Annotated in this window: 27 protein-coding genes; 6 read left to right on the top strand and 21 right to left on the bottom strand. The window is 71.7% G+C overall.

What is annotated here, in order from left to right:
- Positions 1 to 52: 52 nt before the first annotated feature.
- From ACQPZF_RS18565 to ACQPZF_RS18535, 7 genes are all read right to left on the bottom strand, one after another.
- Complete coding sequence (locus tag ACQPZF_RS18565) at positions 53 to 940, bottom strand: diacylglycerol/lipid kinase family protein (RefSeq protein ID WP_433273258.1); 888 nt, start codon at positions 938 to 940, stop codon at positions 53 to 55.
- Complete coding sequence (gene tatC / locus ACQPZF_RS18560) at positions 937 to 1,914, bottom strand: twin-arginine translocase subunit TatC (protein ID WP_433273256.1); 978 nt, start codon at positions 1,912 to 1,914, stop codon at positions 937 to 939. Before tatC ends, ACQPZF_RS18565 begins: the two co-directional genes overlap by 4 nt.
- Before the next feature lie 21 nt (positions 1,915 to 1,935).
- The gene (gene tatA, locus ACQPZF_RS18555; protein ID WP_433273254.1) at positions 1,936 to 2,295 is read right to left on the bottom strand and encodes a Sec-independent protein translocase subunit TatA; all 360 of its coding nucleotides are present in this window, start codon (positions 2,293 to 2,295) and stop codon (positions 1,936 to 1,938) included.
- Positions 2,288 to 2,554, bottom strand: a complete 267-nt coding sequence (locus tag ACQPZF_RS18550; protein ID WP_433273252.1) for a bacteriophage holin — start codon at positions 2,552 to 2,554, stop codon at positions 2,288 to 2,290. Before ACQPZF_RS18550 ends, tatA begins: the two co-directional genes overlap by 8 nt.
- Positions 2,555 to 2,572: 18 nt before the next feature.
- Positions 2,573 to 3,544, bottom strand: coding sequence for a helix-turn-helix transcriptional regulator (locus ACQPZF_RS18545; RefSeq protein WP_433273250.1), 972 nt, complete (start codon positions 3,542 to 3,544; stop codon positions 2,573 to 2,575).
- Positions 3,541 to 4,524, bottom strand: a complete 984-nt coding sequence (locus ACQPZF_RS18540; protein ID WP_433273248.1) for a helix-turn-helix transcriptional regulator — start codon at positions 4,522 to 4,524, stop codon at positions 3,541 to 3,543. Before ACQPZF_RS18540 ends, ACQPZF_RS18545 begins: the two co-directional genes overlap by 4 nt.
- A 70-nt stretch (positions 4,525 to 4,594) precedes the next feature.
- Positions 4,595 to 5,857: an alpha/beta fold hydrolase gene (locus ACQPZF_RS18535; RefSeq protein ID WP_433273246.1), complete on the bottom strand. Its 1,263-nt coding sequence runs from the start codon at positions 5,855 to 5,857 to the stop codon at positions 4,595 to 4,597.
- On the opposite strand from ACQPZF_RS18535, the gene ACQPZF_RS18530 reads away from it, so the two are divergent.
- Entirely contained in the window at positions 5,844 to 6,164 is a 321-nt protein-coding gene (locus ACQPZF_RS18530; RefSeq protein ID WP_433273244.1) for a hypothetical protein, read from the top strand. The genes ACQPZF_RS18535 and ACQPZF_RS18530 overlap by 14 nt on opposite strands.
- Here the strand turns inward: ACQPZF_RS18530 and ACQPZF_RS18525 are convergent.
- The 4 genes from ACQPZF_RS18525 to pafA all read right to left on the bottom strand — a co-directional run bounded on the left by ACQPZF_RS18525 (position 6,080) and on the right by pafA (position 10,024).
- Positions 6,080 to 6,961: an SRPBCC family protein gene (locus ACQPZF_RS18525; RefSeq protein WP_433273242.1), complete on the bottom strand. Its 882-nt coding sequence runs from the start codon at positions 6,959 to 6,961 to the stop codon at positions 6,080 to 6,082. The genes ACQPZF_RS18530 and ACQPZF_RS18525 overlap by 85 nt on opposite strands.
- Complete coding sequence (locus ACQPZF_RS18520; RefSeq protein ID WP_433273240.1) at positions 6,954 to 7,520, bottom strand: ArsR/SmtB family transcription factor; 567 nt, start codon at positions 7,518 to 7,520, stop codon at positions 6,954 to 6,956. The genes ACQPZF_RS18525 and ACQPZF_RS18520 overlap by 8 nt, the downstream gene beginning before the upstream one ends.
- Positions 7,521 to 7,598: 78 nt before the next feature.
- Complete coding sequence (locus tag ACQPZF_RS18515) at positions 7,599 to 8,624, bottom strand: WD40/YVTN/BNR-like repeat-containing protein (protein WP_433273238.1); 1,026 nt, start codon at positions 8,622 to 8,624, stop codon at positions 7,599 to 7,601.
- A gap of 41 nt (positions 8,625 to 8,665) precedes the next feature.
- Entirely contained in the window at positions 8,666 to 10,024 is a 1,359-nt protein-coding gene (gene pafA, locus ACQPZF_RS18510) for a Pup--protein ligase (RefSeq protein ID WP_433273236.1), read from the bottom strand.
- An 80-nt stretch (positions 10,025 to 10,104) separates the two neighbouring features.
- On the opposite strand from pafA, the gene ACQPZF_RS18505 reads away from it, so the two are divergent.
- Both ACQPZF_RS18505 and ACQPZF_RS18500 read left to right on the top strand, forming a co-directional pair.
- Positions 10,105 to 11,529, top strand: coding sequence for a bifunctional phosphatase PAP2/diacylglycerol kinase family protein (locus ACQPZF_RS18505; protein ID WP_433273234.1), 1,425 nt, complete (start codon positions 10,105 to 10,107; stop codon positions 11,527 to 11,529).
- A gap of 44 nt (positions 11,530 to 11,573) precedes the next feature.
- Positions 11,574 to 12,461, top strand: a complete 888-nt coding sequence (locus ACQPZF_RS18500; protein WP_433273232.1) for a bifunctional helix-turn-helix transcriptional regulator/GNAT family N-acetyltransferase — start codon at positions 11,574 to 11,576, stop codon at positions 12,459 to 12,461.
- A gap of 175 nt (positions 12,462 to 12,636) precedes the next feature.
- Here ACQPZF_RS18500 and ACQPZF_RS18495 read toward each other — a convergent pair whose 3' ends face one another.
- Positions 12,637 to 12,975 carry a hypothetical protein gene (locus ACQPZF_RS18495; protein WP_433273230.1) on the bottom strand — a complete coding sequence of 113 codons (339 nt, stop codon included), beginning with the start codon at positions 12,973 to 12,975 and terminating at the stop codon, positions 12,637 to 12,639.
- Positions 12,976 to 13,262: 287 nt separating this feature from the next.
- Here ACQPZF_RS18495 and ACQPZF_RS18490 point away from each other — a divergent pair, with 287 nt between their 5' ends.
- Positions 13,263 to 13,505: a hypothetical protein gene (locus ACQPZF_RS18490; protein ID WP_433273228.1), complete on the top strand. Its 243-nt coding sequence runs from the start codon at positions 13,263 to 13,265 to the stop codon at positions 13,503 to 13,505.
- Between the two features lie 201 nt (positions 13,506 to 13,706).
- Here the strand turns inward: ACQPZF_RS18490 and prcA are convergent, their stop codons facing one another.
- From prcA to ACQPZF_RS18465, 5 genes are all read right to left on the bottom strand, one after another.
- Positions 13,707 to 14,561: a proteasome subunit alpha gene (prcA, locus tag ACQPZF_RS18485; protein ID WP_433273226.1), complete on the bottom strand. Its 855-nt coding sequence runs from the start codon at positions 14,559 to 14,561 to the stop codon at positions 13,707 to 13,709.
- Positions 14,562 to 14,599: 38 nt separating this feature from the next.
- Positions 14,600 to 15,451 carry a proteasome subunit beta gene (gene prcB, locus ACQPZF_RS18480; RefSeq protein WP_433273224.1) on the bottom strand — a complete coding sequence of 284 codons (852 nt, stop codon included), beginning with the start codon at positions 15,449 to 15,451 and terminating at the stop codon, positions 14,600 to 14,602.
- Positions 15,452 to 15,484: 33 nt separating this feature from the next.
- On the bottom strand, positions 15,485 to 15,679 hold the full coding sequence (locus ACQPZF_RS18475; protein WP_433273222.1) for a ubiquitin-like protein Pup: 195 nt from the start codon (positions 15,677 to 15,679) through the stop codon (positions 15,485 to 15,487).
- 84 nt (positions 15,680 to 15,763) lie between these two features.
- Positions 15,764 to 17,257: a depupylase/deamidase Dop gene (dop, locus tag ACQPZF_RS18470; protein ID WP_433273220.1), complete on the bottom strand. Its 1,494-nt coding sequence runs from the start codon at positions 17,255 to 17,257 to the stop codon at positions 15,764 to 15,766.
- Between the two features lie 53 nt (positions 17,258 to 17,310).
- Positions 17,311 to 19,788: an FtsX-like permease family protein gene (locus ACQPZF_RS18465; protein ID WP_433273218.1), complete on the bottom strand. Its 2,478-nt coding sequence runs from the start codon at positions 19,786 to 19,788 to the stop codon at positions 17,311 to 17,313.
- A gap of 101 nt (positions 19,789 to 19,889) precedes the next feature.
- Between ACQPZF_RS18465 and ACQPZF_RS18460 the strand changes: the two genes are divergently transcribed.
- Both ACQPZF_RS18460 and ACQPZF_RS18455 read left to right on the top strand, forming a co-directional pair.
- Positions 19,890 to 20,384 (top strand): NUDIX hydrolase, encoded by a 495-nt coding sequence (locus tag ACQPZF_RS18460; protein ID WP_433273216.1) that lies wholly within the window; start codon positions 19,890 to 19,892, stop codon positions 20,382 to 20,384.
- Between the two features lie 8 nt (positions 20,385 to 20,392).
- Positions 20,393 to 20,671 (top strand): DUF6191 domain-containing protein, encoded by a 279-nt coding sequence (locus ACQPZF_RS18455; RefSeq protein ID WP_433273214.1) that lies wholly within the window; start codon positions 20,393 to 20,395, stop codon positions 20,669 to 20,671.
- Here ACQPZF_RS18455 and ACQPZF_RS18450 read toward each other — a convergent pair.
- The 4 genes from ACQPZF_RS18450 to ACQPZF_RS18435 all read right to left on the bottom strand — a co-directional run bounded on the left by ACQPZF_RS18450 (position 20,643) and on the right by ACQPZF_RS18435 (position 24,432).
- Positions 20,643 to 21,560, bottom strand: a complete 918-nt coding sequence (locus ACQPZF_RS18450; RefSeq protein ID WP_433273212.1) for an aldo/keto reductase — start codon at positions 21,558 to 21,560, stop codon at positions 20,643 to 20,645. The two genes, ACQPZF_RS18455 and ACQPZF_RS18450, sit on opposite strands and share 29 nt — an antisense overlap.
- A gap of 54 nt (positions 21,561 to 21,614) precedes the next feature.
- Positions 21,615 to 22,661, bottom strand: coding sequence for a glycoside hydrolase family 5 protein (locus tag ACQPZF_RS18445; RefSeq protein WP_433273210.1), 1,047 nt, complete (start codon positions 22,659 to 22,661; stop codon positions 21,615 to 21,617).
- A gap of 98 nt (positions 22,662 to 22,759) precedes the next feature.
- A complete protein-coding gene (locus tag ACQPZF_RS18440; protein WP_433273208.1) occupies positions 22,760 to 23,527 on the bottom strand; it encodes an ABC transporter permease in 768 nt (255 codons plus the stop codon).
- Positions 23,524 to 24,432 (bottom strand): ABC transporter ATP-binding protein, encoded by a 909-nt coding sequence (locus ACQPZF_RS18435; protein ID WP_433273206.1) that lies wholly within the window; start codon positions 24,430 to 24,432, stop codon positions 23,524 to 23,526. Before ACQPZF_RS18435 ends, ACQPZF_RS18440 begins: the two co-directional genes overlap by 4 nt.
- Between the last annotated feature and the right edge of the window lie 82 nt (positions 24,433 to 24,514).

Raw genomic sequence — 24,514 nt, 5'->3', positions numbered from 1 at the left:
CACCGCACCGACAAAAGCGCTCTTGATCCGAGACGAGCCGGTGAACGACCCGTCAGAGCGATGTCGGAGCGACCGAGCCCACCGCTGTCAACGCCGCTGACCTGCACTCGACGGCCAGCGGGAGGGCGTGCACCCGCTCCCCGTCCGCATAGCCGACCCAGCCTGGTCCGGCGAGCGTCACCGACTTCGCCCGCAGCGTCCGCACCGCCGGGTGATCCACATGCCGGCCGGTGCGCAGGGTGGGCAGCATCCGCAGCAGCGTGCTGCGGGGAGCGGCGCCTACCACGGTGATGTCGAAGAGGCCGTCGGTCACGTCGGCGTCCGGGCACACCGGGATGCCGCCGCCGTAGCTGGTGGTGTTGCCGATGGCGACCAACAGAGCGTCCAGTTCCAGCCTGGCGTTCTCGGTCTCCACCACCAGCGGCTCCGGGCGCAGGGCCGCCAGTTCGGCCAGGATCGCCAGGTCGTAGCGGCGGGGGCCGGCGGGCCACCGCATGGCGTTGGCCCGTTCGTTCACCGCCGAGTCGAACCCGGCGCACAGCACGGTGGCGAACCACGTGCCGTTGCCGGTCCGCCCCAGGTCCAGCGACCGCGTGGAGCCCTCGCACAGCGCGTTGACCACGTCGTCCACCGACGTCGTGCCCAGCGCGGTGGCCAGGTCGTTGCCGGTGCCGGCGGGCACCACGGCCAGCGCCGTGGACGTCTCCGCACAGGCCTGCACGGCGAGGTGGGCCGCTCCGTCACCGCCGAGCACGACCAGCAGGTCCACGCCGTCGTCCACGGCACGACGTGCCAGCGCGGCCGTGCCCTCGGACGACGGAGCGACGTGCAGGTCGAGCCGGTCCACGGCGGTGCGCAGCCGGGACGCGACCGTGCCCGCCATCCTCGCGGCCCGTCCCTTGCCGGAGGCAGGGCAGACCAGCAGCGCCGCACGTGTCATGTGGCGTCGTCGTAACGGACCCGGTGGGGCTCCTTGGACGTCACCGCATCGGACGCGGGCTCCTCGATCGAGGTAGGCGTGTAGTCGAACGGCGCGGCCTCGTCGTCCGCCAGCTCGTCCAGGCCTTCCGCCTGGCGCCTGCGGGCGGCCCGCTTGTCGTGGACGCGGGCGATCTGGATGGCCAGTTCGAACAGCAGCGTCAACGCCACGGCCAGCGCGACCATCGAGATCGGGTCGGTGCCGGGCGAGGCGAGCGCGGCGAAGATGAACAGGCCGAACACGATGCCCCGCCGCCAGCGGCGCAGCTTGTCGTAGGTGACCACGCCGGCCTGGTTGAGCATCACCACGATCAGCGGCAGCTCGAAGCTCACCCCGAAGATCAGCAGCAGCGCCAGCACGAAGTCGATGTAGTCGCCGCCGGACAGCGCCGTGAGGAACTGGTTGTCACCGAAGCCCACCAGCACCGACAGGCCCTGCGGCACGATGTAGAACGCCAGCGCCGCGCCGACCATGAACAGCACCGAGGCGGCGCCCACGAACGTCAGGGCGAAACGCCGCTCCTTGGCGTACAGGCCGGGCGCGACGAACCGCCACACCTGGTACAGCCACAGCGGCGCCGTGATCGCCATGCCCGCCGCCGCGCCGACCTTGAGCTGGATCATGAACGCCTCGAACGGCTTGGTCTGCAGAAGCTGGCAGGCCCCGTTCTGGCTGAACCGGTCGTCGACCGGGACGCCGCAGTACGGCGAGATGATGATGTCGCCGAGGCTGGGCAGACCGAAGATGTGCCAGCCCCACCAGAAGAAGCCGAAGATCGCACCGCAGGCGATGAACAGCATCGCCAAGCCCAAGCGGTGCCGGAGGTCGTACAGGTGGTCCTTCAGCGACATGGTGCCGTCGGGGTTGCCCCGACGGCTCGTCAGCTTGCGGCGCTCTCGGCGCTCCGACCACCACCGGACGGGACTTGCCCCCACGGTGCGGACCGTCCTTCTGGTCTAGTTCTGCTTGTTCTGGAGGTTCTGCGCGGACTGCTCGATGGGCTGCGCCACCTGCGGCTGCTGCTGCACGGCCGGCTGCGGTGCGACCGGCTGGGATGCGACCGGCTGCTGCGCCGGCGGCTGCACGACCTGCGGCTGCGCGGGCGGCAACTGCTGCGGGGCGGGCTGCTGGACCGCGGTGTTCTGCTGTTGCGCCTGCGGCTGGTCCTCGTCCTCGCGCAGGCCCTTGGTCTCCGCCTTCAGGATCTTGGCCGAACGGCCGAGCGAGCGCGCCATGTCGGGCAGCTTCTTCGCCCCGAACAGCAAGATGATCACCACGGCGATGATGATCAGCTCAGTAGCTCCGAGGTTACCCACGGTAGTCCTCCTTCATCCCCCGGTCCTGCGATGGTACGCGGGGTTCGCCCGTCAGGGCCCGGTCCGGACGCCGTTCGGCGAAGGCCACCCCGAGCGCGGCGAACCGCGCCCGCAGCAAACCGACGCCGTCGCCGACCCTGTCTCCTACCAGAGTGCTTGCGGCGCGGAAGCGACGCAAGGATCCGATGACTTTGACCAGGATGACGATCAAAAAGACCATCCCGACCAGCAGCAACACCAGGCTCGGCAAGTACGGCACGGCATCACCGTATAGGGCTCAGGTTGCCGGGAGGTGATCCGCCCGGCGCAACGCCGCCTCCGCCTGCCGGACGACCGCCTCGACCAGCTCGACCGGCTGCTCCACGTGCACTTCGCCGCCCAGGCCGAGCAGCAGCCGGACCATCCACGCGGTGTCGGCATAGCGCATCAGCACCCGCGCGCGGCCCTCGTCCAGCTCGGTCAGCGCGTCCACCGGGTAGTACTCGGCCACCCAGCGCGCGTCCGGCTCCAATACCAGCACGGCGGTCCGTTGGGAAGGGTCCGGGCGGAACAGCCCCTCCGATGTATCGGTGGGTTCGGCGTGCGGCGGCGGGGCGGCGGGCTCGTCCAGCACGTCCACGGCGTCTATCCGGTCGAGCCGGAACAGCCGAACGCCGTCGGCGATCCGGCACCACGCCTCCAGGTAGCTTCGGCCTTCCACCAAGAGCATCCGCATCGGGTCGACCACCCGATCGGTGACCTCGTCCCGCGAGGGCGTGTAGTACCGCAGGTGCAGCGCCCGGCCGCGCCGCACGCCCGCGGACACCGCGTCCCGCACCAGCGCGGTCTCCGGGGCCTCCCGCATGGCGAGGCCGACCGCGACCCCGGCGGGCCGCGCCTGGCCGACGGCCGCCTCGATCTTGGCCACGGCCCGCCGCACGGCGGCCTTGTCCGCCACGCCGGGCGTCTCGGCCAGCGCCCGCAGCGCCACCAGCAGCGCGGTCGCCTCGGCGGCGGTCAGCCGCAGCGGGCGGCTCATGCCCGCGTCGAACGTCACAGTGACCGTCTCGCCCTCGAACGACAGGTCGATCAGGTCGCCCGGCCCGTAGCCGGGCAGGCCGCACATCCACAGCAGCTCCAGGTCACGACGTAGCTGCCGGGGCGTGACCTCGAAGTCGGCGGCGGCCTCGTCGATCGGGATGCCGGGCCGCGCGAGCAGGTACGGCACCAGGGCGAGCAGCCGGGGCAGCCGTTCGGCGGACGCGTTCACGCGCGCACCCCTGCCCCGCGCAGCGCGCCCACCAGCTTCTCCCGCACGGTCTTGGCCAGCACTTCCGGCTCCAGCACCAGGACGTCCGGCCCGAAACCGGCGATCCAGCCGGCGGCCGAGTCCGGGAACCTCAGGTCGATCTCCAGCAGGTCGCCCGGGATGCCGTCGAACTCCTGCTCCCCCACCGGCCGGGCCCGCCGCCGCACGCCCTGCGCCCGGCCGCGCGCGACCCACAGCTTGGCGGTGGCGGCCGGCTGCGTGGACGGCTCGCTGCCGGCGACGAAGCTCAGCAGGTCGACGTCGTCCGGCCGCTGCACCACACCGGCCTTGCCGGGGGCCTTGACCTCGCCGACGATCCGCGACAGCCGGAAGCAGCGCGGGGCGCGCCGGTCCCGGTCGTGGCCGACGAGGTACCAGCGGCCACGCCAGGCCACCACGCCCCACGGCTCGACGGTCCGCCTGCGCACCTCGACCGGCACCGGGCGGCGGTAGTCGAACTCGACCACCCGACCCTCCTGCACGGCCGCGAGCAGCGGCGGGAACGCGGGCTCGCTGGTGCGCACCTTGGGCTCGACCGGCACGTGCACGTCCTGGTCGACGTCCACGCCCGCCGCGCGCAGTTTGATCAGCGCGCCGTGCGCGGCCCCGGTGAGCTGCGGCGAGTCCCACAGCCGGGCGGCCAGCGCGACCGCCGCCGCCTCGTCCGGCTCCAGGTCGATGTCGCCCAGCTCGTAGTCGCGCCGCGCGATGCGGTACCCGTCGGGGCCCTCCACACCCACGTTGCGGCCGATCTCCAGCGGCACGCCGAGATCGCGCAACTCGGTCTTGTCGCGTTCGAACATGCGGAAGAACGCCTCGTCCGTCGCGGCGTCGGCATAGCCGGGGACGATGGCGCGGATGCGCTCGGCGGTCAGGTACTGCCGGGTGGAGAGCAGACACAGCACCAGGTTGACGAGCCGTTCGGCGCGTGCGATGGCCACCGGAGAACCCTAACCCCGGGCGAACGCGGGATGTCGCACATCCCCACCCCAATCCGACTGGATGGTCCATTCAGCCGCTGGTGGCGAGGAACTCCCGGATCGTCGCGGCCAGCTCGTCCGGCACGTCTTCGGCGAGGTGGTGGCCCGAGTCGACACCCCAGCCGCACGGGTCGGGCGCCCAGTCCCGCCACACGTCGAGCACGTCGCCGTAGAGGGTGGGCAGGTCGTCGCCCTCGGCCCACAGCACGAGCAGCGGGCACCGGATCCGCACACCGGCCGCGAGGTCGGCGTCGTCGTGCGCGCGGTCGATGCCGAGGCCGGCCCGGTAGTCCTCGACCATGGCGTGCACGGTCTTCGGGTCGTGCATGGCCTTCCGGGTGTCCTCGTCCACGGGCCGCTCGGCGGTCCGGTACCAGGCGTCGGGGTCGGCGTTGATCACCCGTTCCGGGACCTCGGGCTGGGCCAGGAAGAACCAGTGCCACCAGCTCCGGGCGAACTCCGGACCGCACCGCGCCAGCGCCGAGCCGATCGGGACCACGTCGAGCGCCACCAGGTGAGTGACGTGCCCGGGGTGGTCCAGCGCCAGACGCGTGGCCACGTACCCGCCCCGGTCGTGGCCCACCACCGCGTACCGGTCGTGGCCGAGCTCCTTCATCAGCGCGGCGAGGTGCCGGGCCATCGCCCGCTTCGAGTGGGGCTCGTGGTCCGGGGCGGTGGGAGGTTTGGACGACTCGCCGTAGCCGGGCAGGTCGGGGCAGACGACCGTGTGGTCGCGTGCGAGCAACGGTGCCACGTGCCGCCAGGTGGTGTGCGTGCGCGGGTGGCCGTGCAGCAGCAGCACGGGGGGCCCGGAGCCGCCGAACCGCACCCGCAGCTCCGCCCCGCCCGTGTCGACCCTGGCCAGTGTGAGGTCCGAGAACACACCCTCCCTTACCCCATCGGGCCAGGCGAAAACCGCTCTGCCGCCGATCACGTGCAGGCCCGCCGCGGCGTCACCGTGCAGCAGCACGACCAGGTCGCCGCCCCGGTCCACCACCGCGACCGTCACCCGCCGGCCGTCCTTCTCGGCCGCGTCCAGTGCCGCCTGCGCCGCCCGCACCGCCGCGTCGACCGTGAGCACCTTGGCCGTGCGCACCTCGACACCCTTGCCGCCCCGGCCCCGGCCCCGGTCCTGGCTCTGGTCGGCGAGCGCGTACCCACCCGCACCGCCATGCTCAGCGCCACAAGCACGCCCACCACGGTCTTCGTCCTTGCTGTCTCCTCCGGCGTCGACGGCGCGGTACGTCACGTACCACAGCGTCGACCCGACGGTCTTGGGCGTGGCGGCCCTCATCGGCGGCGTCTACCCGCTGGGCGTCCGGTGGACGAGAGCCCTGCCGATGGTGCTGGCGACCTGGCTGGTGCTCGTGTGGCTCGCGCCCAGTTTCGGCTGGTGCGCGATCCCGCTGTTCTTCCAGTGCCTGCGCCAGTTGCGGCCACGGCACTCGGTGCCGATCGCGGGCGTGCTCACGCTCGCGGTGGTGCTCGGGCAGATCCGAGCGCAGGCTCATCCGCCTCAGTCGCCCGTGAGCATCCCCTCGGGCAGGCCCGGCACCTCCGGCTGGAGCCAGATCGGCCGCCAGTCCGCCAGCTCGTGGTAGCGGCGCAGCTCGGCGACGCCGGACAGCCAGCCCAGCCACGCGCCGTACGCCTGCTCCCCGGTCCCGAAGCCGCTCTGCACGAACGTCAGCCGGGTGCGACCGCCCGCCTCGGCCAGCTCCCAGGTCGACACGATGTCGTCGCCCCAGTCGATGCCCATCCGCTCGCCCTCGACGAGGTCCACGACCTTGGCCGGCGCCGGGTTCAGGTCGAGGCCGCCCATGGCGACCCGGCCGCCGACCCACGGCTCGATGTCGATCTTCGCGCCGAACCACTTCGCATACTCGGCGGAATCCACCAGCGAGCGGTAGACGGCCTCCCGTGACGCGGCGATCTCGACCGACGCCCGCAGCTCGGCCGCCGTGAAGTCGCACTTCGGCGTCAGCTCGCGGCCTTCGAGGTGCTCCACCAGGTTGGCCAGCGCCAGCGTCCAGAACGTGTACAGGACGCCGAGCACGCCCTGTTCCGAGACGGCCGCCTCCCAGCCGGGGAAGTGGCTCTGCGAGACCGACACGACGGTCGTGCCGTCGTCCTCGGCGGCCAGCGTGAACTCGACCGTGGTGTCCTCGCCCCCGACGTGCCAGGTGAACCGGACGGTGGTGTCGTCCACGTGCTGGAGCTTCTGGTGCGGCGCGTCGCCCTCCGGGGTGTGCCGGCCCCAGAACTCGTACTGGTGCGGCAGGTCGACGGCGGCGTGCTCGGCCAGCCAGGTGCCCAGCTCGTCGGCCGAGGTCAGCGCCTGGTGCACGCGGGCGACGGGCGCGGCGGCGCGGGCGCGGATGGTCACGGTCTCACTCATGGTCGTCTTCCTCCGGTCGGGTCGGGTAGCACGCCACGGCGAGCCGGAACGCGTCGCCTTCCGCGCCCCCGTAGCGGGTGAACAGGTCCTGCAAGGTCGTCCTGAGGTCTTCGAAGAACTCCTGCCGCTGCTCCGGGCGCAGCCGGATCTCGCCGGACACCCCCAGCGACGGCAGCTCGGGCCGGGTGCGGTCCAGCGCGGCGATGTCCGACTGGACCTGTTCGACCAGGTCCAGCAGGTAGCCCAGGCTCAGCTCGTCCTGGGCGCGACGCAGCCCGAGCCGCCCGACCAGGCGCGGCGAGAGCCAGTAGGCACGGGCGGTCGCCTGGTACACGCCCTCGTGGATGCCACGCACCTTCCGCTCCGCCACCTGCGTGACGAGACCGGCTTCCACCAGGCGTTTCACGTGGTAGTAGACCCGCTGCGGGGTCTGGTCGAGCACGGTCGCCACTTCCGTGCACGAGTGCGGCTCGGCCAACTGCCGCAGCACCTCGATGCGCTGCGGCTTGAGCAGTGCCTCGGCCTGCTCGATCTGCTCCAGGTACAGGACGTCTCTCATCGCAAAAATCATCTTGAACGTACAAAACTGTTTTGTCAATGGGTCGCGCGAAGATCACCGATCGGCTCGTCGAGCGGGTCAGCCCCTGGTCAGCACCCCGACGCGGCCCTTCTCACCGGCCGCCCAGCAGGTGCCGTCGCAGTCCACGGTGTCGAAGCTGCCCGAGTCGAACTTCCGCCAGTGCCGCCCGCCGTCCCGGCTCACGTCGCTGCCGGTGGGCCCGACCGCGATCACCGACGAACCGTGCCACGCCGCGCCCGACCGGTAGCCGACGGGCGACTGCGGGGCCGCCGACCACGTCCGCCCGCCGTCCCGGCTGAGCGCCAGGTTCGCCACCGTGCCGGTCGGGTCGGCGTAGTCGCCGCCGATCGCCACGCCGTGGCGCGGGGTGCGGAACGCCGTCGCGAAGACACCCGCCGACGGCGAGCTGAACAGCGGTGTGTCGGTGACCCGCCAGCGCCATCCGCCGTCCGACGAGTGCAGCACGCGGGCCTTCGCGCCGCCGCCGGTCGCGATCCACGCGTCCCGCGACCCGGCCGTGGTCAGGCACTGGCCGCTGGCCGCGAACCCGAACTCGCCGTCCAGCGCGGGCGGGAAGTTCTCCTCGGGCACCTGCCGCCACGACCGGCCGCCGTCCCGCGTGGCCAACACCCGGAACTTCCCGCCGACCGGGTCGCTCATCGCCAGGCCCCGGAACCGGTCGAAGAACGCCACGCAGTCGTAGAAGGCGTTCGGATCGGTGTTGCGGAACGACTCCGCCCAGGTCCGACCGCCGTCCGCGGTCCGGTAGATCCGGGACGACTCGCCGGCCCCGATGGACAGCGCCACGGCGGTGCGCGCGTCGAACGCCTCGATGTCCCGGAAGTCCAGCACGGCGGTGTCCGGCGGCGGCACGGAAGCCCACGTCCGGCCGCCGTCGACGGTCCGCAGCACGGTGCCCTTGCTGCCGCTGACCCACGCGATCTTCGAGTTCACCGCGGACAGGCCGCGCAGCCGGGCGTCGACCCCGGTGGGCCGCAGGTCCCAGGAGGCGTCGTGCGCCCAGGCGGGTGAGGCCACCAGCAGGGATGCCGCCGTGGCCACGACGAGGAGAAGGCTCTTCATGAGGTGTGAGCCTCACGAAGAGCCTCCCGCGTCCGCTACCGCTAGAGGGAGGAGATCAGCCGCTCCACGCGCTCGTCCACCGCGCGGAACGGGTCCTTGCACAGCACGGTGCGCTGCGCCTGGTCGTTGAGCTTGAGGTGGACCCAGTCGACGGTGAAGTCCCGCCCGGCGGCCTGCGCGGCGGCGATGAAGTCACCGCGCAGCTTGGCCCGCGTGGTCTGCGGCGGGGTGTCCTTGGCGGCCTCGATCTCGCCGTCGTCGGTCACCCGTTCGACCTGGTCCTTGCGCTGGAGCAGGTCGAAGATGCCCCGGCCGCGCCGGATGTCGTGGTAGGCGAGGTCGAGCTGGGCGATCCGCGGGTTGGACAGGTCCATGTCGTGTTTCGCCTGGTAGCGCTCCATCAGCCGGTACTTGATGGCCCAGTCGATCTCGCGGTCGATCTTGGACAGGTCCTCCGACTCGACCGCGTCCAGCGTGCGGCCCCACAGTTCCAGGACGCGTTCGGCCATCGGGTCCGGCGCCCGCTTGGCCACGTGCTCCACGGCCCGCTCGTAGTACTCGCGCTGGATGTCCAGCGCCGAGGCCTCCTTGCCGCCCGCGAGCCGCACCGTGCGCCGCCCGGTCAGGTCGTGGCTGATCTCGCGGATCGCCCGGATCGGGTTGTCCAGGCTGAAGTCCCGGAACTGGACGCCCTGCTCGATCATCTCCAGCACCAGGTTCGCGCTGCCCACCTTGAGCAGCGTCGTCACCTCGGACATGTTCGAGTCGCCGACGATCACGTGCAGCCTGCGGTAGCGCTCGGCGTCGGCGTGCGGCTCGTCGCGGGTGTTGATGATCGGGCGCGAGCGGGTGGTGGCACTCGACACGCCCTCCCAGATGTGCTCGGCCCGCTGGGACAGGCAGTAGACGGCGCCGCGCGGTGTCTGGAGCACCTTGCCCGCGCCGCAGATGAGCTGCCTGGTCACCAGGAACGGCAGCAGCACGTCGGCGATGCGGGAGAACTCCCCGGCCCGCGCGACCAGGTAGTTCTCGTGGCAGCCGTAGGAGTTGCCCGCCGAGTCGGTGTTGTTCTTGAACAGGAAGATGTCTCCCCCGATGCCCTCGTCGGCGAGCCTGCGCTCGGCGTCGACGAGCAGGTCTTCGAGGATCCGCTCACCAGCCTTGTCGTGCGTCACGAGCTGGGCGAGGTCGTCGCACTCCGCGGTCGCGTACTCGGGGTGCGACCCCACGTCCAGGTAGAGCCGAGAGCCGTTGCGCAGGAACACGTTCGAGGAACGGCCCCACGAGACGACCCGGCGGAACAGATAACGCGCGACCTCATCCGGGGACAGCCTGCGCTGCCCGTGGAAGGTGCAGGTCACCCCGAACTCAGTCTCAATGCCGAAGATCCGCCGCTGCATACCTCAACAGTAGGCGCATTCGGTGCTTTCCTCAGTGATCCAATCGGGCGGCGCGCGGATTTCGCGGATAACGTTCGGGTGTGCTCCGACGAGTGAACAGCCTGGACCAGGCCCTGATGAAGCGATCCGGGCGGCTGCCCGTGACCTCCCTCGACCGGGGGATGAAAAGTTTGTCCAAGGCCGCCAACCACAGCGTGTTGTGGCTGGGGCTGGCCGCCGTGCTGGCCCTGCGCAAGGGCAGACCCCGCCGTTCGGCGCTGCGCGGCGTGGCGGCCATCGCGGGCGCCAGCGCGAGCGCGAGCCTGGTGGCCAAGCGGCTGTTCCCGCGCCGGCGGCCGGCCGCCGAGCTGCTGGCGGTGCACCGCAGGCTGACGAAGCGGCCCACCTCGTCGTCGTTCCCGTCCGGGCACGCAGCGTCGGCGGCGGCGTTCACCACGGCGGTGGCGATGGAGTCGCCCGCGCTGGCGGCGGTCGTGGCCCCGGTCGCGGCGGCCGTGGCGTACTCCCGCGTGCACACCGGCGTGCACTGGCCGTCGGACGTGGCGGCGGGTGCCCTGATCGGGGTCGGCGCGGGCCTGCTGACCAGGCGTTGGTGGCCGATCGGCCGCGACGAGGCGGCGTCCGCCCGCGAGCACACGAGCCTGGAGGCCCTGGTCGACGGCGAGGGCCTGGTCGTCGTGGTGAACCCGAACTCGGGGCTGGGCGGCGACCCGACCGAGGAGATCGGCCGCGAGTGGCCCAAGGCCCGGATCGTGACGATCGAGGAGCTCGACACCGCGGTCGCCGACTACGCTCCGCGAGCGCTGGGCGTGGCGGGCGGCGACGGCACGGTGGCGGCCGTCGCGGCCGTGGCGGCGGCCCACCGGCTGCCGTTGGTGCTGGTCCCGGCGGGGACGCTGAACCACTTCGCGCGCGATGTCGGCGTGACCGGGCTGGCGGACGCGGCACGTGCGGTCGCGGCCGGTGACGGCGCGCTGGTCGACCTGGCGGCGGTGACCGTGGACGGCGAGGGTCCGCGCTGGTTCGTCAACACGGCGTCGCTCGGGGGCTACCCCGACATGGTGCGGCTGCGCGAGAAGCTCCAGGACCGGTGGGGCAAGTGGCCGGCGGCGGCGATCGCGCTGGCCGAGGTGCTCCGGACGTCCCGGCCGCTGCGCGTGGAGCTGAACGGCGAGCCGCACCTGGTCTGGATGCTGTTCGTGGGCAACGGGCCGTACCGGCCGAAGGGCTTCGCGCCGACCATGCGCCCGGCGCTGGACGCGGGCCTGATGGACGTCCGGTACATCCGCGCCGACACGCGGTTCTCGCGGGCCAGGTTCTTCCTCGGGGCTCTGCTCGGCTCGCTGCACCGCAGCCGTACCTACCGGCACCTGGAGACGCGCTGGCTGGACGTGAAGGTGCAGGACGCGGCGGTGGCCATCGCCACCGACGGAGAGGTGGGCCCCACGGGGTCGGTCTTCGAGTTCCGCTCCCGCCCGGCGGCCCTGGGTGTCTACCGGCCCTAGCGATATGGTTGACTCAGTCAACGGATCAGTTGAGGGAGTCAACAATGACGGTCGCGGACGTCCGGGCGTTCAACCGCTTCTACACCGGTGTCATCGGCGTGCTGGACAGCGCCTACCTCCGCTCCCCCTACTCGTTGACCGAGGTCAGGGTGCTGTTCGAGCTGATGGCGGGCACGGTGGACGTCAAGGGCGCGCTCGGCCTCGACGCGGGCTACCTGAGCCGCATCCTCGGCCGGTTCGAGCGGGAGGGGCTGATCACGCGCACGCCGTCGGCCACCGACGCCCGGCGGCACGTCGTCGAGCTGACCGACGCGGGCCGGGCCGTGCTCGCGGACCTGGACGTCCGGTCGAACGCGGAGATCGGCGCCCTGCTCGACCGGGTGCCCGAGTCGGACCGCGCGACCCTGGTCGCGGCGATGGGCACGATCCGGCGGATCCTCTCGGACACGCCGCGCGCCTACCTCCTGCGTCCCCTGCGGCCCGGTGACCTGGGCTGGGTCGTCCACCGGCACGGCGTCCGGTACGCCGAGGAGTACGGCTACGACGAGACGTTCGAAGCGCTGGTCGCCCGGGTGGTCGCCGAGTACGGCGAGCACCACGACCCCGAGCGCGAGGCGGCGTGGATCGCGGAGGTCGACGGCGAGCCGGTCGGGTCGATCTTCTGCGTCAACGCCGACGAGCACACCGCGCAGCTCCGCCTGCTGCTGGTCGAGCCTTCCGCGCGCGGTCTCGGCATCGGGAAGCGCCTGGTCGAGGAGTGCGTCCGGTTCGCGGGCCGGGTCGGCTACCGGCGGATGACGCTGGAGACGGTGTCCGAGGTCGAAGTGGCGCGCGGCATCTACAAGCGGGTCGGGTTCGAACCGGTGGCGGCGACGCCGACGCGCAAGTGGGGCAAGGACGTGGTCGAGGAGACCTGGTCCCGGGACTTGTGATCACCAACAGCGCCCGAGCGCGACGCGCTCGTCTGAGGTGCGCAGGTCTGCGAGGACCGCCGGACTTTCCACCGTCGCACCTAACGGAGACGGGTTCGACGGTCGCGTCCGTCACCCGGAGCTCGACGGGTCGCGGCCCGAGGGGGCACTCACCCGAGTGCCCCCGTCCGCACCTCTACCGTCGTGTTCCCTCAGCGGACCCGGTGGGACGCCGCACGACCAAGGCGACCAGCCCGAGCAGGCCGATCTGACCGGCGATCACCGCCACCGTCGCCCACGTCGGGAAGTCCGGAGGGATGACCCGCAGCGTGAGGGCCGGGCACAGCACCACTCCGATCATCACCACCACGTGGACGGCCGTGGCGAGCAGCCGAGGCGCTTGGCTGGAGGGCACGGCCACTTCAACCTTGAGACCCGACTTCTCCACGCGCATCCGCGCTTCGCGGGTCGGGTCGCCCCAGCCCGCGCTGTTGTCGGACTCGGACTGGTCCGGGTCCGGCGTTGCGGCACTCATGCTGAAGTGCCCTTTCCTCTCCAGACAGGCGCGGCCACGGCGGACGCGACAAGCTGGAGAAACCACCTGATCAGTACGACGGCCGGCAAGTCCCCCGGGATAGCCGGCAGCCTCCCCTTTCACAGGCGGTTGAGGAGCACCCGCGTGAGCGAGCGGCCTCAGTCTAGCTGATCCACACACCGAAGCAACCCTTCGACCACATTTTCACCACCGGAAATGTGGCTGTTCCGCAATCGATCTGGGAAGATGAGTGTTGCGGGGGCGAGTACGGGAAGGAAGGTGCGCACATGTCGTCGGTCGAGCGGGCCGCGGAACGGCCTGCGGTGGTGGACCGCGTCAACGTCGCGCTCATCGCCGAAGCGGTGGAGGCGCTGGGCAAGCTCCAGGAGCGCACCGGGCTGAAGAAGGTCGACCTGGTGAACCGGGCGCTGCTGATCTACGAGTTCATCGACGCCGAGCTGCGTGCGGGCAACAAGGTGCTGCTGCGCGATCCCGAGGGACGCGACCAGCTAGTCAAGATCTTCCTCTGAACCGGCGGCCGGGCGGGCCGCGCCGAAACGCGGACCGCGCCGAAACGACGAAGGCCCGAAACGACGAAGGCCCCCGGCTCGACAGCCGGGGGCCGTTCACTCGACGTACGTCACCGCTCGCCGTCACATCGCTTGTCGTAGCCGGCGGGCATCGCCGCCCGCCAGTCGCGCTACTCGTCGTTCGGCGTGCGCCGCGGCGCGTTACTTCTCGTCGTCCTTCGGCGGCAGGTTCACATCCGTCACCGGCTTCTTCCTCCCGCCACCCTTCGCGGGCGCGGGCGGGGTTCCGGTCGCGGGCGGGGTGTCGGCGGCGGCCTCGGCCGGGGTGTCGGTCGGGGTGTCGGCGGGGGCCTCGGGTGACAGCAGTGGCGTCAGGGCGGCGCCGGCGATGCGGCGGAACGCCCGGCGCGGGCGGTCGCGTTCCAGCACCGCCACCTCCAGCTTCGGCTGGTCCAGCAGGTCCGGCTTGCCGTTGCCGGTGCTGGTGCTGCCGGCGCTGAGCGCCTTCACCGCGACCCGCACCGCGTCGGCCAGCGGCAGGTTCTCGGTGTACGCGTCCTTCAGGGCGTTGCCGGTCGCCTCCGCCTGCCCGCCCATCACGACGTACTGCGGCTCCTCCACGATGGAGCCGTCGTAGGTCAGCCGGTACAGGGTGTCCTGCTCGGGCGCGCTGCCGACCTCGGCGACGCAGATCTCGACCTCCAGCGGCTTGATCTGCTCGCTGAACACCGAGCCCAGTGTCTGCGCGTACACGTTGGCCAGGGAACGCCCCGTCACGTCGCGCGGGTCGTTCTGGTAGCCCCGGATGTCGGCGAAGCGGATGCCCGCCTGCCTGAGGTTCTCGAACTCGCTGTACCGGCCGACGGCGGCGAAGCCGATGCGGTCGTAGATCTCCGAGACCTTGTGCAGGGTCGCGGAGGGGTTCTCCGCCACGAACAGCACGCCGTCGGCGTAGCGCAGCACGACGACGCTGCGGCCTCGGGCGATGCCCTTCCTGGCGTACTCCGAACGGTCCCGGAGGATCTGCTCGGGTGAGGCGTACAACGGCATCGTCACTGGTGCGGCTCCTGGAGTCGGCGGGTGGGGGCAGGGGCTCAGCCGGTCGGGCTGGACCGGCGGGCTTCGACGACGGCCTCGGCCACCGCGGCGACCTGCTCCTCGGGCAGGTGCGCCGCGCCGGCGGCGGCCGTGATGGTCACGATGACGGGGTAGATCTTCCGGGCGATGTCCGGACCGCCGGTGCCCGTGTCGTCGTCCGCCGCGTCGTACAGCGCCTCGACCGCGGCGCGGGTGGCCGCCTCGGCGTCGGCGTCCGGGTCGTAGAGCTTCTTCAGCGCCGACTTCGCGAACAGCGAGCCCGAGCCGACGGCCTGGTAGCCGAGCGACTCCTCGTACCGGCCGCCGGTCACGTCGTAGGACACGATGCGGCCGGCCCGGTCCGGGTCGGCGGCGTCGGTGTCGAAACCCGCGAACAGGGGCACCACGGCCAGGCCCGCGAGCGCCGCGTCCAGGTTGCCCTTGATCATCGCGGAGAGCCGGTTCGCCTTGCCGTCCAGGGACAGCGAGACGCCCTCGATCTTCTCGTAGTGCCGCAGCTCGACGGCGAACAGCCGGACGATCTCGATCGCGATGCCCGCCGTGCCCGCGATGCCCACCGCCGAGTAGTCGTCGGTGATGAAGACCTTCTTCATGTCGCGCTGGGCGATCACGTTGCCCATGGTCGCCCGCCGGTCGCCCGCGAGTACCACGCCGCCCTTGAACGTCAGCGCCACGACGGTGGTGCCGTGCGGGGCCTGCACGACCGAGCCCTCGGGGTACTGCCGCGCGGAGGGCAGCAGCTCAGGGGCCTGGGCGCGCAGGAAATCGGTGAACGACGACGACCCCGGCCGCAGATAGGCCGGGGGCAGCGACGCGGCCGGGTAGTGCCCGGTCGAGCTGTGGTCCATAGGTGTGCTTTTCTCCTACTCCGCCAGTGGCTGCTACTCGCCGCCCTTTTGCACGTACGCGCGGACGAAGTCCTCGGCGTTCTCCTCCAGCACGTCGTCGATCTCGTCGAGGATGGCGTCCACGTCCTCGCCGAGCTTCTCCCGACGCTCCTGACCGGCGCCGGCCGCGCCGTCGCCGCCTTCGTCGCCGTCACCGCCGCCTTGCCGCTGGACCTGTTCCTGGGACATGTCGACCTCCCGCTTCTCCGGCCCTCGCGTCCAACATTACCCACCGGGTCGGACATTTGGTGCCTGCCACTCGCGTGGACTTGATCAGCCCCTGGTGAGCGCCTCCACCAGTTGCTCGGCCGTGTCGGACGCCTCCAGGAGCGCTCCGACGTGGGCTTTCGTGCCGCGCAGCGGCTCCAGGGTGGGGATCCGGACGAGGGATTCGCGGCCCAGGTCGAAGATCACCGAGTCCCACGACGCCGCCGCCACCGAGGTGGGGTAGCGCTCCAGGCACCGGCCCCGGAAGTAGGCGCGGGTGTCCTCCGGCGGCGCGAGCACGGCCGCGCGCACCTCGTCCTCGCTGACCAGCCGCTTCATCGAGCCGCGGGCTACCAGCCGGTTGTACAGGCCCTTGTCCAGCCGCACGTCGGAGTACTGGAGGTCGACCAGGTGCAGCCGGGGCGAGCCCCAGGCCAGGCCGTCCCGGGCGCGGTAGCCCTCCAGCAGGCGCAGCTTGGCGGGCCAGTCGAGCCGGTCGGCGCACTCCTCCGGGTCGCGGGCCAGCGCGTCCAGCACCTCGCCCCAGACCCGCAGCACGTCGCGGTCCCCGGCGCCCTCCTGCTCGACGAACTCCGAGGCGCGCTCGAAGTAGGCGAACTGGAGGTCCAGGCCGGTGAACTTGCGCCCGCCGGCCAGCTCCACGCGGGTCTTCAGGGTCGGGTCGTGGCTGATCTGGTGCACGGCCCGCACCGGGTCGAGCAGCCGCAGGTCGTCGAACCGGCGGCCGGCCTCGATCATGTCCAGCACCAGCGAGGTGGTGCCGACCTTGAGGTACGTGGAGTACTCGGCGAGGTTCGCGTCGCCGATGATCACGTGCAGCCGGCGGTACTTGTCGGCGTCGGCGTGCGGCTCGTCGCGGGTGTTGATGATGCCGCGCTTGAGCGTGGTCTCCAGGCCGACCTCGACCTCGATGTAGTCCGAGCGCTGGGAGAGCTGGAAGCCCGCCTCCTCGCCGGACGCGCCGATGCCGACCCGCCCGGAGCCCACCATGACCTGCCGCGACGTGAAGAACGGCGTCAGGCCCGCGATCACCGCCGTGAACGGGGTGCTGCGTTGCATCAGGTAGTTCTCGTGGGTGCCGTAGCTGGCGCCCTTGCCGTCCACGTTGTTCTTGTAGAGCTGGAGCCGGGGCTGGCCGGGGACGGTGGCGGCGCGCATGGCCGCCTCCTCCATCACCCGCTCCCCCGCCTTGTCCCAGATCACCGCGTCGCGCGCGTTGGTGACCTCGGGCGCGGAGTACTCCGGGTGCGCGTGGTCGACGTACAGGCGCGCGCCGTTGGTGAGGATGACGTTGGCCGCGCCCAGGTCCTCGACGTCGCTGTCGCCGGGGTGCCCGCCGGGCGCGCCGAGGTCGAAGCCGCGCGCGTCGCGCAGCGGCGACTCGACCTCGTAGTCCCAGCGTGCGCGCCGGGCCCGCGGTATGTCGGCGGCAGCCGCGTAGGCGAGCACCACCTGTGTCGAGGTGAGCACCGGGTTTGCCGTCGCGTCACCCGGCACCGCGATGCCGTACTCGACTTCGGTTCCCATGATCCGCCGCATAGCTCGCAGCCTACGGCGTGCCACCGACATTCCGTCGGGACCGGGGTCACGTTTCACCCTGCGGCCAGTCCCGCGGCGGGCCGGATGCGGGACGCGCCGCGGGCCGGCCCGAAGGCCGCGAGCACCGCCAGCGCGACCACACCCGCCCCGCCCACCAGCAGCGGGACCAGGGACGCGGTGGGCAGCGCGTACACCCCGAACGCCAGCAGCGTCAGCTCGGCGTACAGCAGGCCGAACAACCCGCCGCCCAGCACGCCGACCAGCGCGAGGAGCACCGCTTCGGCCATCACGCCGCCTTGCAGGCCGCCCCTGGTCACGCCGAGTGCCCGGCGCAGCGCCATCTCCTTGCGGCGTTCCTGCACCGAGATGGTCAGCGCGGTGCCGATACCGGTCACGGCGACCGCCACCGAGAGCCCCAGCAGCACCATCAGCATCAGGATTCCCAGGTCGAGCTGGCGCTGGCTGTGCGCATTCGCGTCCGCCCTGGTCTGCACCAGCACGGTCGGCGACTCGCCCAGCGAGGACCGCACGCCGTGCTGGAACGCGGCGGGGTCCACGCCCGGCTTGAACGCGACCAGGATCTTCGACGCGGGCGCGAGGGACGTGTCGGCGAGGACCGCGTCGGCGTTGTCCACCAGCGTGTCGGGCACCGTCCCGACGAACGTCGCCGTGCGCGGCCCGCCGGGCAGGCCGTCCAGGGTGACGGGCTGTCCGACGACCGCGTCGAGGTTCCGCGCGGTGTACTCCTCCAGCAGCACGGTCCCCGGCCGGAAGTCCGCCCGTTCGACCTGCTCCGCGGCCAGCCACGCCCGCATCCGGTCCGCGTCCACGCCCGCGACGGTCATCGGGAACCCGCCCTCGCCGAACGCGTCGTCATGCACACCGCGCGCGGTGTGCATGACGACGCTGCCCGCGACCTCAGGCCGGTTGCCGGCCGCGGCGACGCCCGCGTCGAGCGCCCGGCCGCCCGCGTCGGAGATCACCGCGTCGGGCCGGGGCTCGTTGCTGAACTCGTCCTCCAGGCGCTGCGCGGAGCCGACCGTGACGGCGAAGTAGGTGATCATCGCGGCGGCCAGCAGCAGCGGCATCGCCACCGACGCGGACCGCTGCGGCACCCGTCGCACCTCGGCCGAGGCCAGCTTCCACTGCGCGCCGCCGAACCGGCTCGCGACCGAGCCGAAGATCCGGCCCAGCGCGGGCACCACGACCGGCCCGAGCACGCCGAACAGGCCCGCGACGGCGGCGATGCCGGAGAACAGGATCAGGAAGATCGCCAGGATCGAGCCCTTGGCGAGCACGCCCAGCAGCGCCATGCCGGCCGCCGCGCCCACCAGGACCAGGCCGAAGACCCGCCGGCGGCGCACCACCGAGGCGTCCGGCGTCGACCCTTCCGACGTGCGCAGCGCCGCGAGCGGCGAGATCCGGGCGGCGGCCAGTGACGGCCGCACGGCGGCGACCGCGCTGAGCACGGCGGCCACCGCCACGCCCACGAGCAGGTGTCCGGTGCTAGGCAGCAGCGGCGGGCTCAGCTCGACGGCGCCGAAGATCGCGGACAGCCCGGTCGTGTCGAACAGCCTGGCCAGCAGCCACGCCACCGTGCCGCCGAACACCGAGCCGACCGCGCCCGCGACCGCGCCGGTCAGCAGGGCTTCGAGCAGGTTCGCCCACACCAGCGGCCCGCGATGGGCACCGAGGCAGCGCAGCAGGGCGGTGTGGCGCTGGCGCTGCGCGTACACGGCGCGGAACGTCGCCGACGCCACGAACACCGACGTGGCCAGCGCCAGGATGCTGAACGGCAGCAGCACCACGGCGAAGTCGTCGTTGACGGGTTCGGCGTTCACCTCCGCCGGGGTGCCGACCCGGAAACCCTCGCCCGCAGCCTGCGCGACGGCCGCCCGGTCACCGCCGATGACGTTCAGCGCGAGGTGGACCGGCGTGCCGCCGAGCTTGGCCGCCAGGCCCTCGCCGATCACGATCGCGGGCTCCTCGCCCATGCCGCCCCGCTTGGTGATCCCCCGGACCACCACGTCGAGCGGCCGGCCCGCGGCGTCGGCGATCCGCACCGAGCCGCCGGGGCTGAGCCGGTGCTGGTAGGCGGTCACCCGGTCGACCGCGATCTCCCCGTCGCGGCCGGGTGAGCGGCCCTCCAGGATCGGCACCCGGCGCAGCCCGTCGCGGTCCACCTCGATGTCGGCGGTGGCGCGCCGCTCGCCCGCCCGGCCGCCGTCGAGCAGCAGGTCGGCCTCGATCCGGCGGACCGGCACGACCTCCCGCACCCCGTCGACCGCGGCGACCCGGTCGGCCACCGCCTGGTCCAGCGTCGCGTCGGCCCGCGGCGCCGTCCGGACCACGAGGTCCGCGCCGGACGGCGCGACGGGTGTGCCGTCGCGGGTCGCCTGGACCATGGCGTCGCTCATCATCAGGGCGGCCAGCAGGCAGGCGACGCCGACCACCAGCGCGACCCCGGGCAACACGGCGCGGCCGGGCCTGTTGCGGAACTCGGCCAGCGCGAGCCGCAGGGATGTGGGCACAACTCCTCCTCGTGACGCGAACGGTCACGACGTTAGGAATCGTGGTCGTCGGCGGGCGTCGCCCCGAGGTATCACTGACGGGTACGACTTGGGGAGGATCTTTGGAGCACGTGCTGGTGGTTACCCCGGACGGCACGCCGGCCGGGTCGGCGACGCGGGAGCGGATGCGGGCCGAGGGCCTGTGGCACGCGTGCGCCGCGATCGTGGTGCGGTCGCGGGACGGCGGGCGGCTGTTCGTGCACCGCCGCACAGACACCAAGGACGTCTACCCCGGCCTGTACGACCCGACGTGCGGCGGCGTGGTCGCGGCGGGCGAGACGCCGGACGAGTGCGCCGTGCGGGAACTGGCCGAGGAGCTGGGCGTCTCGGCCAGGCCGGAATTCTGTTTCAAGACGCCGTTCGTGGACGGAACCATCCGCTACGTCGCGCACGTTTACGAGGTGCGCAGCGACGGCCCGTTCACCCTCCAACCCGAGGAAGTCGCGTGGGGCGGGTGGATGGCCGAGGCCGAGGTCCGGGCAAAAGCGGAAGACCCCGAGTGGCCGGTGGTACCGGACGGTCGGGCACTGATCCGGGAGTGGTTCTCGTGGGCATGATCTTCGCGATGTCGATCCCCGGCCTCGCCGTGCTGCTGTTCGGCCTGGCGGCGGGCGAGCGGGTCTGGCGGTGGGTCCGCCGCCGCAAGGGCCACTCGGTGGTCACCCAGGCGGGCATGGACGAGTTCACCATGATCCTCTACGGCAGCAAGATGCTGGAGCTGGACCAGCGGCGGACCGAGCTGATGATGCGCGACGAGGAGGAGGACGGCGCTCCCCCGCGCGGCGCGATCGACCTGGACTCGGGGTCGGTGCGGCTCAGTCCCAGGCCAGCGAAGCCCGAGTAGCCCAGTACTCCCCGGGTTCCTCGGCGAGGTCGAGTTCGTCGGGCGCGAGGTCGACCTCGCGGGCCTTCAGGTTGGCGCATAGCTGGTCGACGCCGGCCGCGCCGGACAGCACGACGTCCGCCCACGGTTGGGCGCGCACGGCGGCCAGCGCGATCGCGTCCGGCCCGACGTCGTGCTTCGCCGCCAGGTCGCGCACCTCCCGCGGCGGGTCGACGGCGAGGCGGCCGTTGGCCATGCCCTCCTTGACGAACACCTCCGCGCCGGTCTCGTGCGCCCAGGCCAGGGTGGGTCCGACGGAGGGTTCCAGGACGTTCCAGGTGGACTGCACGACTTCGAACAGGCGGCGCCCTTCCATCTCCAGGTCCAACGCGCGCCGCACGGTGTCGGCCTGGCGCGGACCGGACGTGGAGAAACCCAACCGCACGCCGGAATCGCGCAGCCGACCGAGCGCGGCGAGCAGTTCGAGGTCGCCGAACAGCGGGCTGTCGTCGGTCAGCGAGTGCACCTGGTACAGCTCGAGGTGGTTGCCGAGCAGGCCTTCGGTCTCCGCCCACTGCCGGGTGAACCGGGCGAGCGAGTGCTCCTTGACTTCGTGGGTCTTCGCGTCGGGCCGCCAGTCGGCCACGTACTCGTAGCCCCACTTGCTGGACACCCGCACGTCCCGGTGCCCGCGTTCGGCCAGCCATTGCGCCAGGAATTCCTCCGCCCGCCCGTAGGACCGGGCCGCGTCCACCCGCCGCACGCCCGCCTCGTAGGCCGCGTCCAGCACCGCGTGGCACGCCGCGCGCATGGCGTCGACGTCGCGGTGGGCGGGCAGCGCGAGTTCGCGCCCCAGGTTGATGTAGGCGGGACGACCGAGCGCGGCGAGGCCTAGAGCGAAATCGGGCACATCCGACACGGTAACCGGCGACCTGCGGTGGCCGCCGGTCCGTGTCACCTCGGATCAGCTCGTCGGGAAGTCGTCGGCGGTGCGGATGCGGTCGCGGACCCACACGCCGGCGGGCTTGAGCCTGCCGGTGCCGGTGAACGAGTTGCCGGCGCACGTGCCGGGCTTGAACACCGCGCCGGAGCGCTCGTCGTCCGAGAAGTTCCAGTTGACCCAACTGATTTTCTTCGCGTTCATCAGATCGATGTACTTCTGCGACTGGGTGAAGTCGTTCCCCTGGTCGCCGTCCGCCTTCTGGGTGCCGAACTCGGTGACGAAAACCGGCACCTGGTCGGAGACCTTCGACAGCACGTTCAGGTAGTCACTGCCGTGCTCGGCCGCGTAGAAGTGGAAGGTGTACATGACGTTCTGCGCGGCCACCTTGTTCCTGACCACTTCCTGCGGGTCCTTGCCGTCGGAGTGCCCGAAGGTGGACCAGCCGTGCGTGCCGACCAGCACCAGGCTGTCCGAGTCCTCGGCGCGGATGACCGGGATGACCTGCTCGGCGTAGGACTTCACGCGCGACCAGGACACTTTGTTGGGCTCGTTGGCGATGTCATAGATGATGTTGGTCTTGTTCTTGTGCCGGTTGGCGATCTCTTTGAAGAAGGTCTTGGCGCGCGAGGTGTTGTGGTTGGGGTCGCCGGGGTTGAGCTGGTGCCAGTCGACCAGGGCGTACATGCCGCGCTTGGTCGCTTCCTCGATGTAGCCGTGCACCAGGTCGGTGAACTTGCGCGGGTTGGTCTCGTACCCGCCTTCCTGGATGTACATCGAGATGCGCAGCACGTCGGCCTTCCAGTCGTGGGCCAGCGCGTCGAGGGACGCCGACTTGACGCACTGGGAGTACCACTGGATGCCGTGCGTGCTCATGCCGCGGAGCTGGATCGGCTTGCCGTGCTGGTTGCACAGCTTCACACCGCACACCCGGAGTTGGCCGTTGACCGCTGCCGGCGAGCCGGGCGGGAGCGCGGCGGCCGTGGTGGGCGCGGCCTGCGCCGTGCCCACCACGACACCGGGAAGCACGAGCGTGGCCGCCAAGGCCAGCGCGATCCGGAGTCTTGCCATGCGGCGTTCTCCTCTCGATCGAGGCGGCGGTATTAGTCAGGAAAGTTTACTTACTATCTCCGGACCTTAACGACCACGCTCCGCGTCCGTCAAGACACTCAGGCGTCACGGCGCAGCAACGCCACCAGACCCCCGCCCAGCGCCACGACGAGGTAGCAGATCATCGCCACGCCGGCCGCCAACGGCGTCAGCGGCGGGTTCGGCAGCTCCCCCGAGAGCTGCGGCGCGAGCACCGGCAGCATCACCGAGTAGACCCGGTCGTCCCACGGGGACGGCAGCAGCAGCGAGATGCCCGGAATCACGAACAGCAAGCCGCACAACGTGACCAGCGCGCCCGCCGTGGAGCGGAGCAGGAAGCCGAGCCCCAGGCCGAACAGTCCCAGCAGGACCAGCGACGCCGTGTTGGCGAGCAGCGTGGGCCATGCGTCGGACAGCGAGTCGTACGCCGAGATCGGCTTCGGGCGGTCACCCGTGATCAGCTCGCCGACCAGGTACGCCAGCAGCGCGAGGACCGCGCCCACGACCGCCGACACCCCTCCGACGACGGCGGTCTTGGCCAGCAGCAACGACTTCCGCTTCGGCACCGAGACGAGGGCGGTGCGGATCATGCCGCTGCCGTACTCCGAGGTGACCGCCAGCGCGCCCAGCACGCCGAGCACGAACTGGCCGAACGGCACCACCATCACACCCGGATCGGCGGCCCCGAAGTGCGCCTGCACGTCGGGCGGCTGCACGTCGTAGTCGGCGGTCATCAGGTAGGACACCAGCGCGCCGCCCGCCAGCGTGACGACGAGGGACAGCAGGAGGTAGGTGGTGGAGCGGACGGTGCGGAGCTTGAGGAACTCCGAGGCGAGCACGTCGGTCATCGGTCGGTCCTCTCGGTCCGGTACTCCACGCTGTCGTCGGTCAGCTCCAGGTAGGCGTCCTCCAGGGACGCGCTGCGCGGGGTCAGCTCGTGCAGCGGGATGTGCTCGTGTGCCGCGAGTTCGCCGATGTCGTGGGCGGTGAGCCCGTGCACGGAGAGCGCCCCGTCCTCGTGGCGGACCGTGGCGCCGAGCCGTTCGAGGGCTCGGGCCAGTTCGGCCTGACCGGCCGTCCGCACCAGCACGTCCCGTTGGAACCGGTCGCTCAGCTCCTGCATGGACGCTTCGAGGATCAGCTTGCCCCGCCCGATGACGACCACCCGGTCGGCGGTGAGCGCCATCTCGCTCATCAGGTGGCTGGACACCAGCACGGTGCGGCCCTCGGCGGCCAGGTCGCGCATGAGGTGTCGGATCCAGCGGATGCCTTCGGGGTCCAGGCCGTTCACCGGCTCGTCGAACAGCAGCACGCCGGGGTCGCCCAGCAGCGCCGCCGCGACGCCCAGGCGCTGCTTCATACCCAGCGAGAGCGTGCCCACCCGGCGGCGCGCCACGCCCGCGAGACCGACCTGTTCGAGGGTGTGGACGACCCGTCGGGAGCCGATGCCGTTGCTGCGGGCCAGCACGTGCAGGTGGTCGTAGGCGCTGCGCCCGCCGTGCACCGCGCCCGCGTCCAGCAGCGCGCCGACGTGGTGCATCGGCTTCTCGATCTCGGCGTAACGGCGGCCGTTGACCAGCGCCTCGCCGCTGGTAGGGCGGTCGAGGCCGAGGATGGCGCGCATCGTGGTGGACTTGCCCGCGCCGTTGGGGCCGAGGAAGCCCGCCACGTAGCCGGGTTTGACGTCGAAACTCAGGCCGTCGACGGCTCTGGCCGTCCCGTACCGCTTGGTCAGCTCGCGTACTTCGATCACGGTGACGAGAGTGGTCGACCCGGGGTTTCCGGGGATCGGACGACGGTCTTCGATGCGGATCGGACCACGGTCCGATGGCGTA

Origin of the sequence: Actinosynnema sp. CS-041913 (assembly GCF_050942485.1) — a bacterium.
GTDB lineage: Bacteria > Actinomycetota > Actinomycetes > Mycobacteriales > Pseudonocardiaceae > Actinosynnema.
Note: the sequence above shows the minus strand (reverse complement) of the source record. Positions and strands in the feature narration are given on the sequence as shown.

Bases quoted from the DNA above. Each gene is read 5' to 3' on its own strand.
- prcB (WP_433273224.1), bottom strand. From the start codon at position 15,451: ATGGACCACAGCTCGACCGGGCACTACCCGGCCGCGTCGCTGCCCCCG.
- ACQPZF_RS18475 (WP_433273222.1), bottom strand. From the start codon at position 15,679: ATGTCCCAGGAACAGGTCCAGCGGCAAGGCGGCGGTGACGGCGACGAA.
- ACQPZF_RS18445 (WP_433273210.1), bottom strand. From the start codon at position 22,661: ATGGCAAGACTCCGGATCGCGCTGGCCTTGGCGGCCACGCTCGTGCTT.
- ACQPZF_RS18455 (WP_433273214.1), top strand. From the start codon at position 20,393: ATGTCGATCCCCGGCCTCGCCGTGCTGCTGTTCGGCCTGGCGGCGGGC.
- pafA (WP_433273236.1), bottom strand. From the start codon at position 10,024: ATGCAGCGGCGGATCTTCGGCATTGAGACTGAGTTCGGGGTGACCTGC.
- ACQPZF_RS18440 (WP_433273208.1), bottom strand. From the start codon at position 23,527: ATGACCGACGTGCTCGCCTCGGAGTTCCTCAAGCTCCGCACCGTCCGC.
- dop (WP_433273220.1), bottom strand. From the start codon at position 17,257: ATGCGGCGGATCATGGGAACCGAAGTCGAGTACGGCATCGCGGTGCCG.
- ACQPZF_RS18520 (WP_433273240.1), bottom strand. From the start codon at position 7,520: ATGAGAGACGTCCTGTACCTGGAGCAGATCGAGCAGGCCGAGGCACTG.
- ACQPZF_RS18495 (WP_433273230.1), bottom strand. From the start codon at position 12,975: ATGAGTGCCGCAACGCCGGACCCGGACCAGTCCGAGTCCGACAACAGC.
- ACQPZF_RS18500 (WP_433273232.1), top strand. From the start codon at position 11,574: ATGACGGTCGCGGACGTCCGGGCGTTCAACCGCTTCTACACCGGTGTC.
- ACQPZF_RS18515 (WP_433273238.1), bottom strand. From the start codon at position 8,624: ATGAAGAGCCTTCTCCTCGTCGTGGCCACGGCGGCATCCCTGCTGGTG.
- ACQPZF_RS18525 (WP_433273242.1), bottom strand. From the start codon at position 6,961: ATGAGTGAGACCGTGACCATCCGCGCCCGCGCCGCCGCGCCCGTCGCC.
- ACQPZF_RS18490 (WP_433273228.1), top strand. From the start codon at position 13,263: ATGTCGTCGGTCGAGCGGGCCGCGGAACGGCCTGCGGTGGTGGACCGC.
- ACQPZF_RS18565 (WP_433273258.1), bottom strand. From the start codon at position 940: ATGACACGTGCGGCGCTGCTGGTCTGCCCTGCCTCCGGCAAGGGACGG.
- ACQPZF_RS18535 (WP_433273246.1), bottom strand. From the start codon at position 5,857: ATGAGGGCCGCCACGCCCAAGACCGTCGGGTCGACGCTGTGGTACGTG.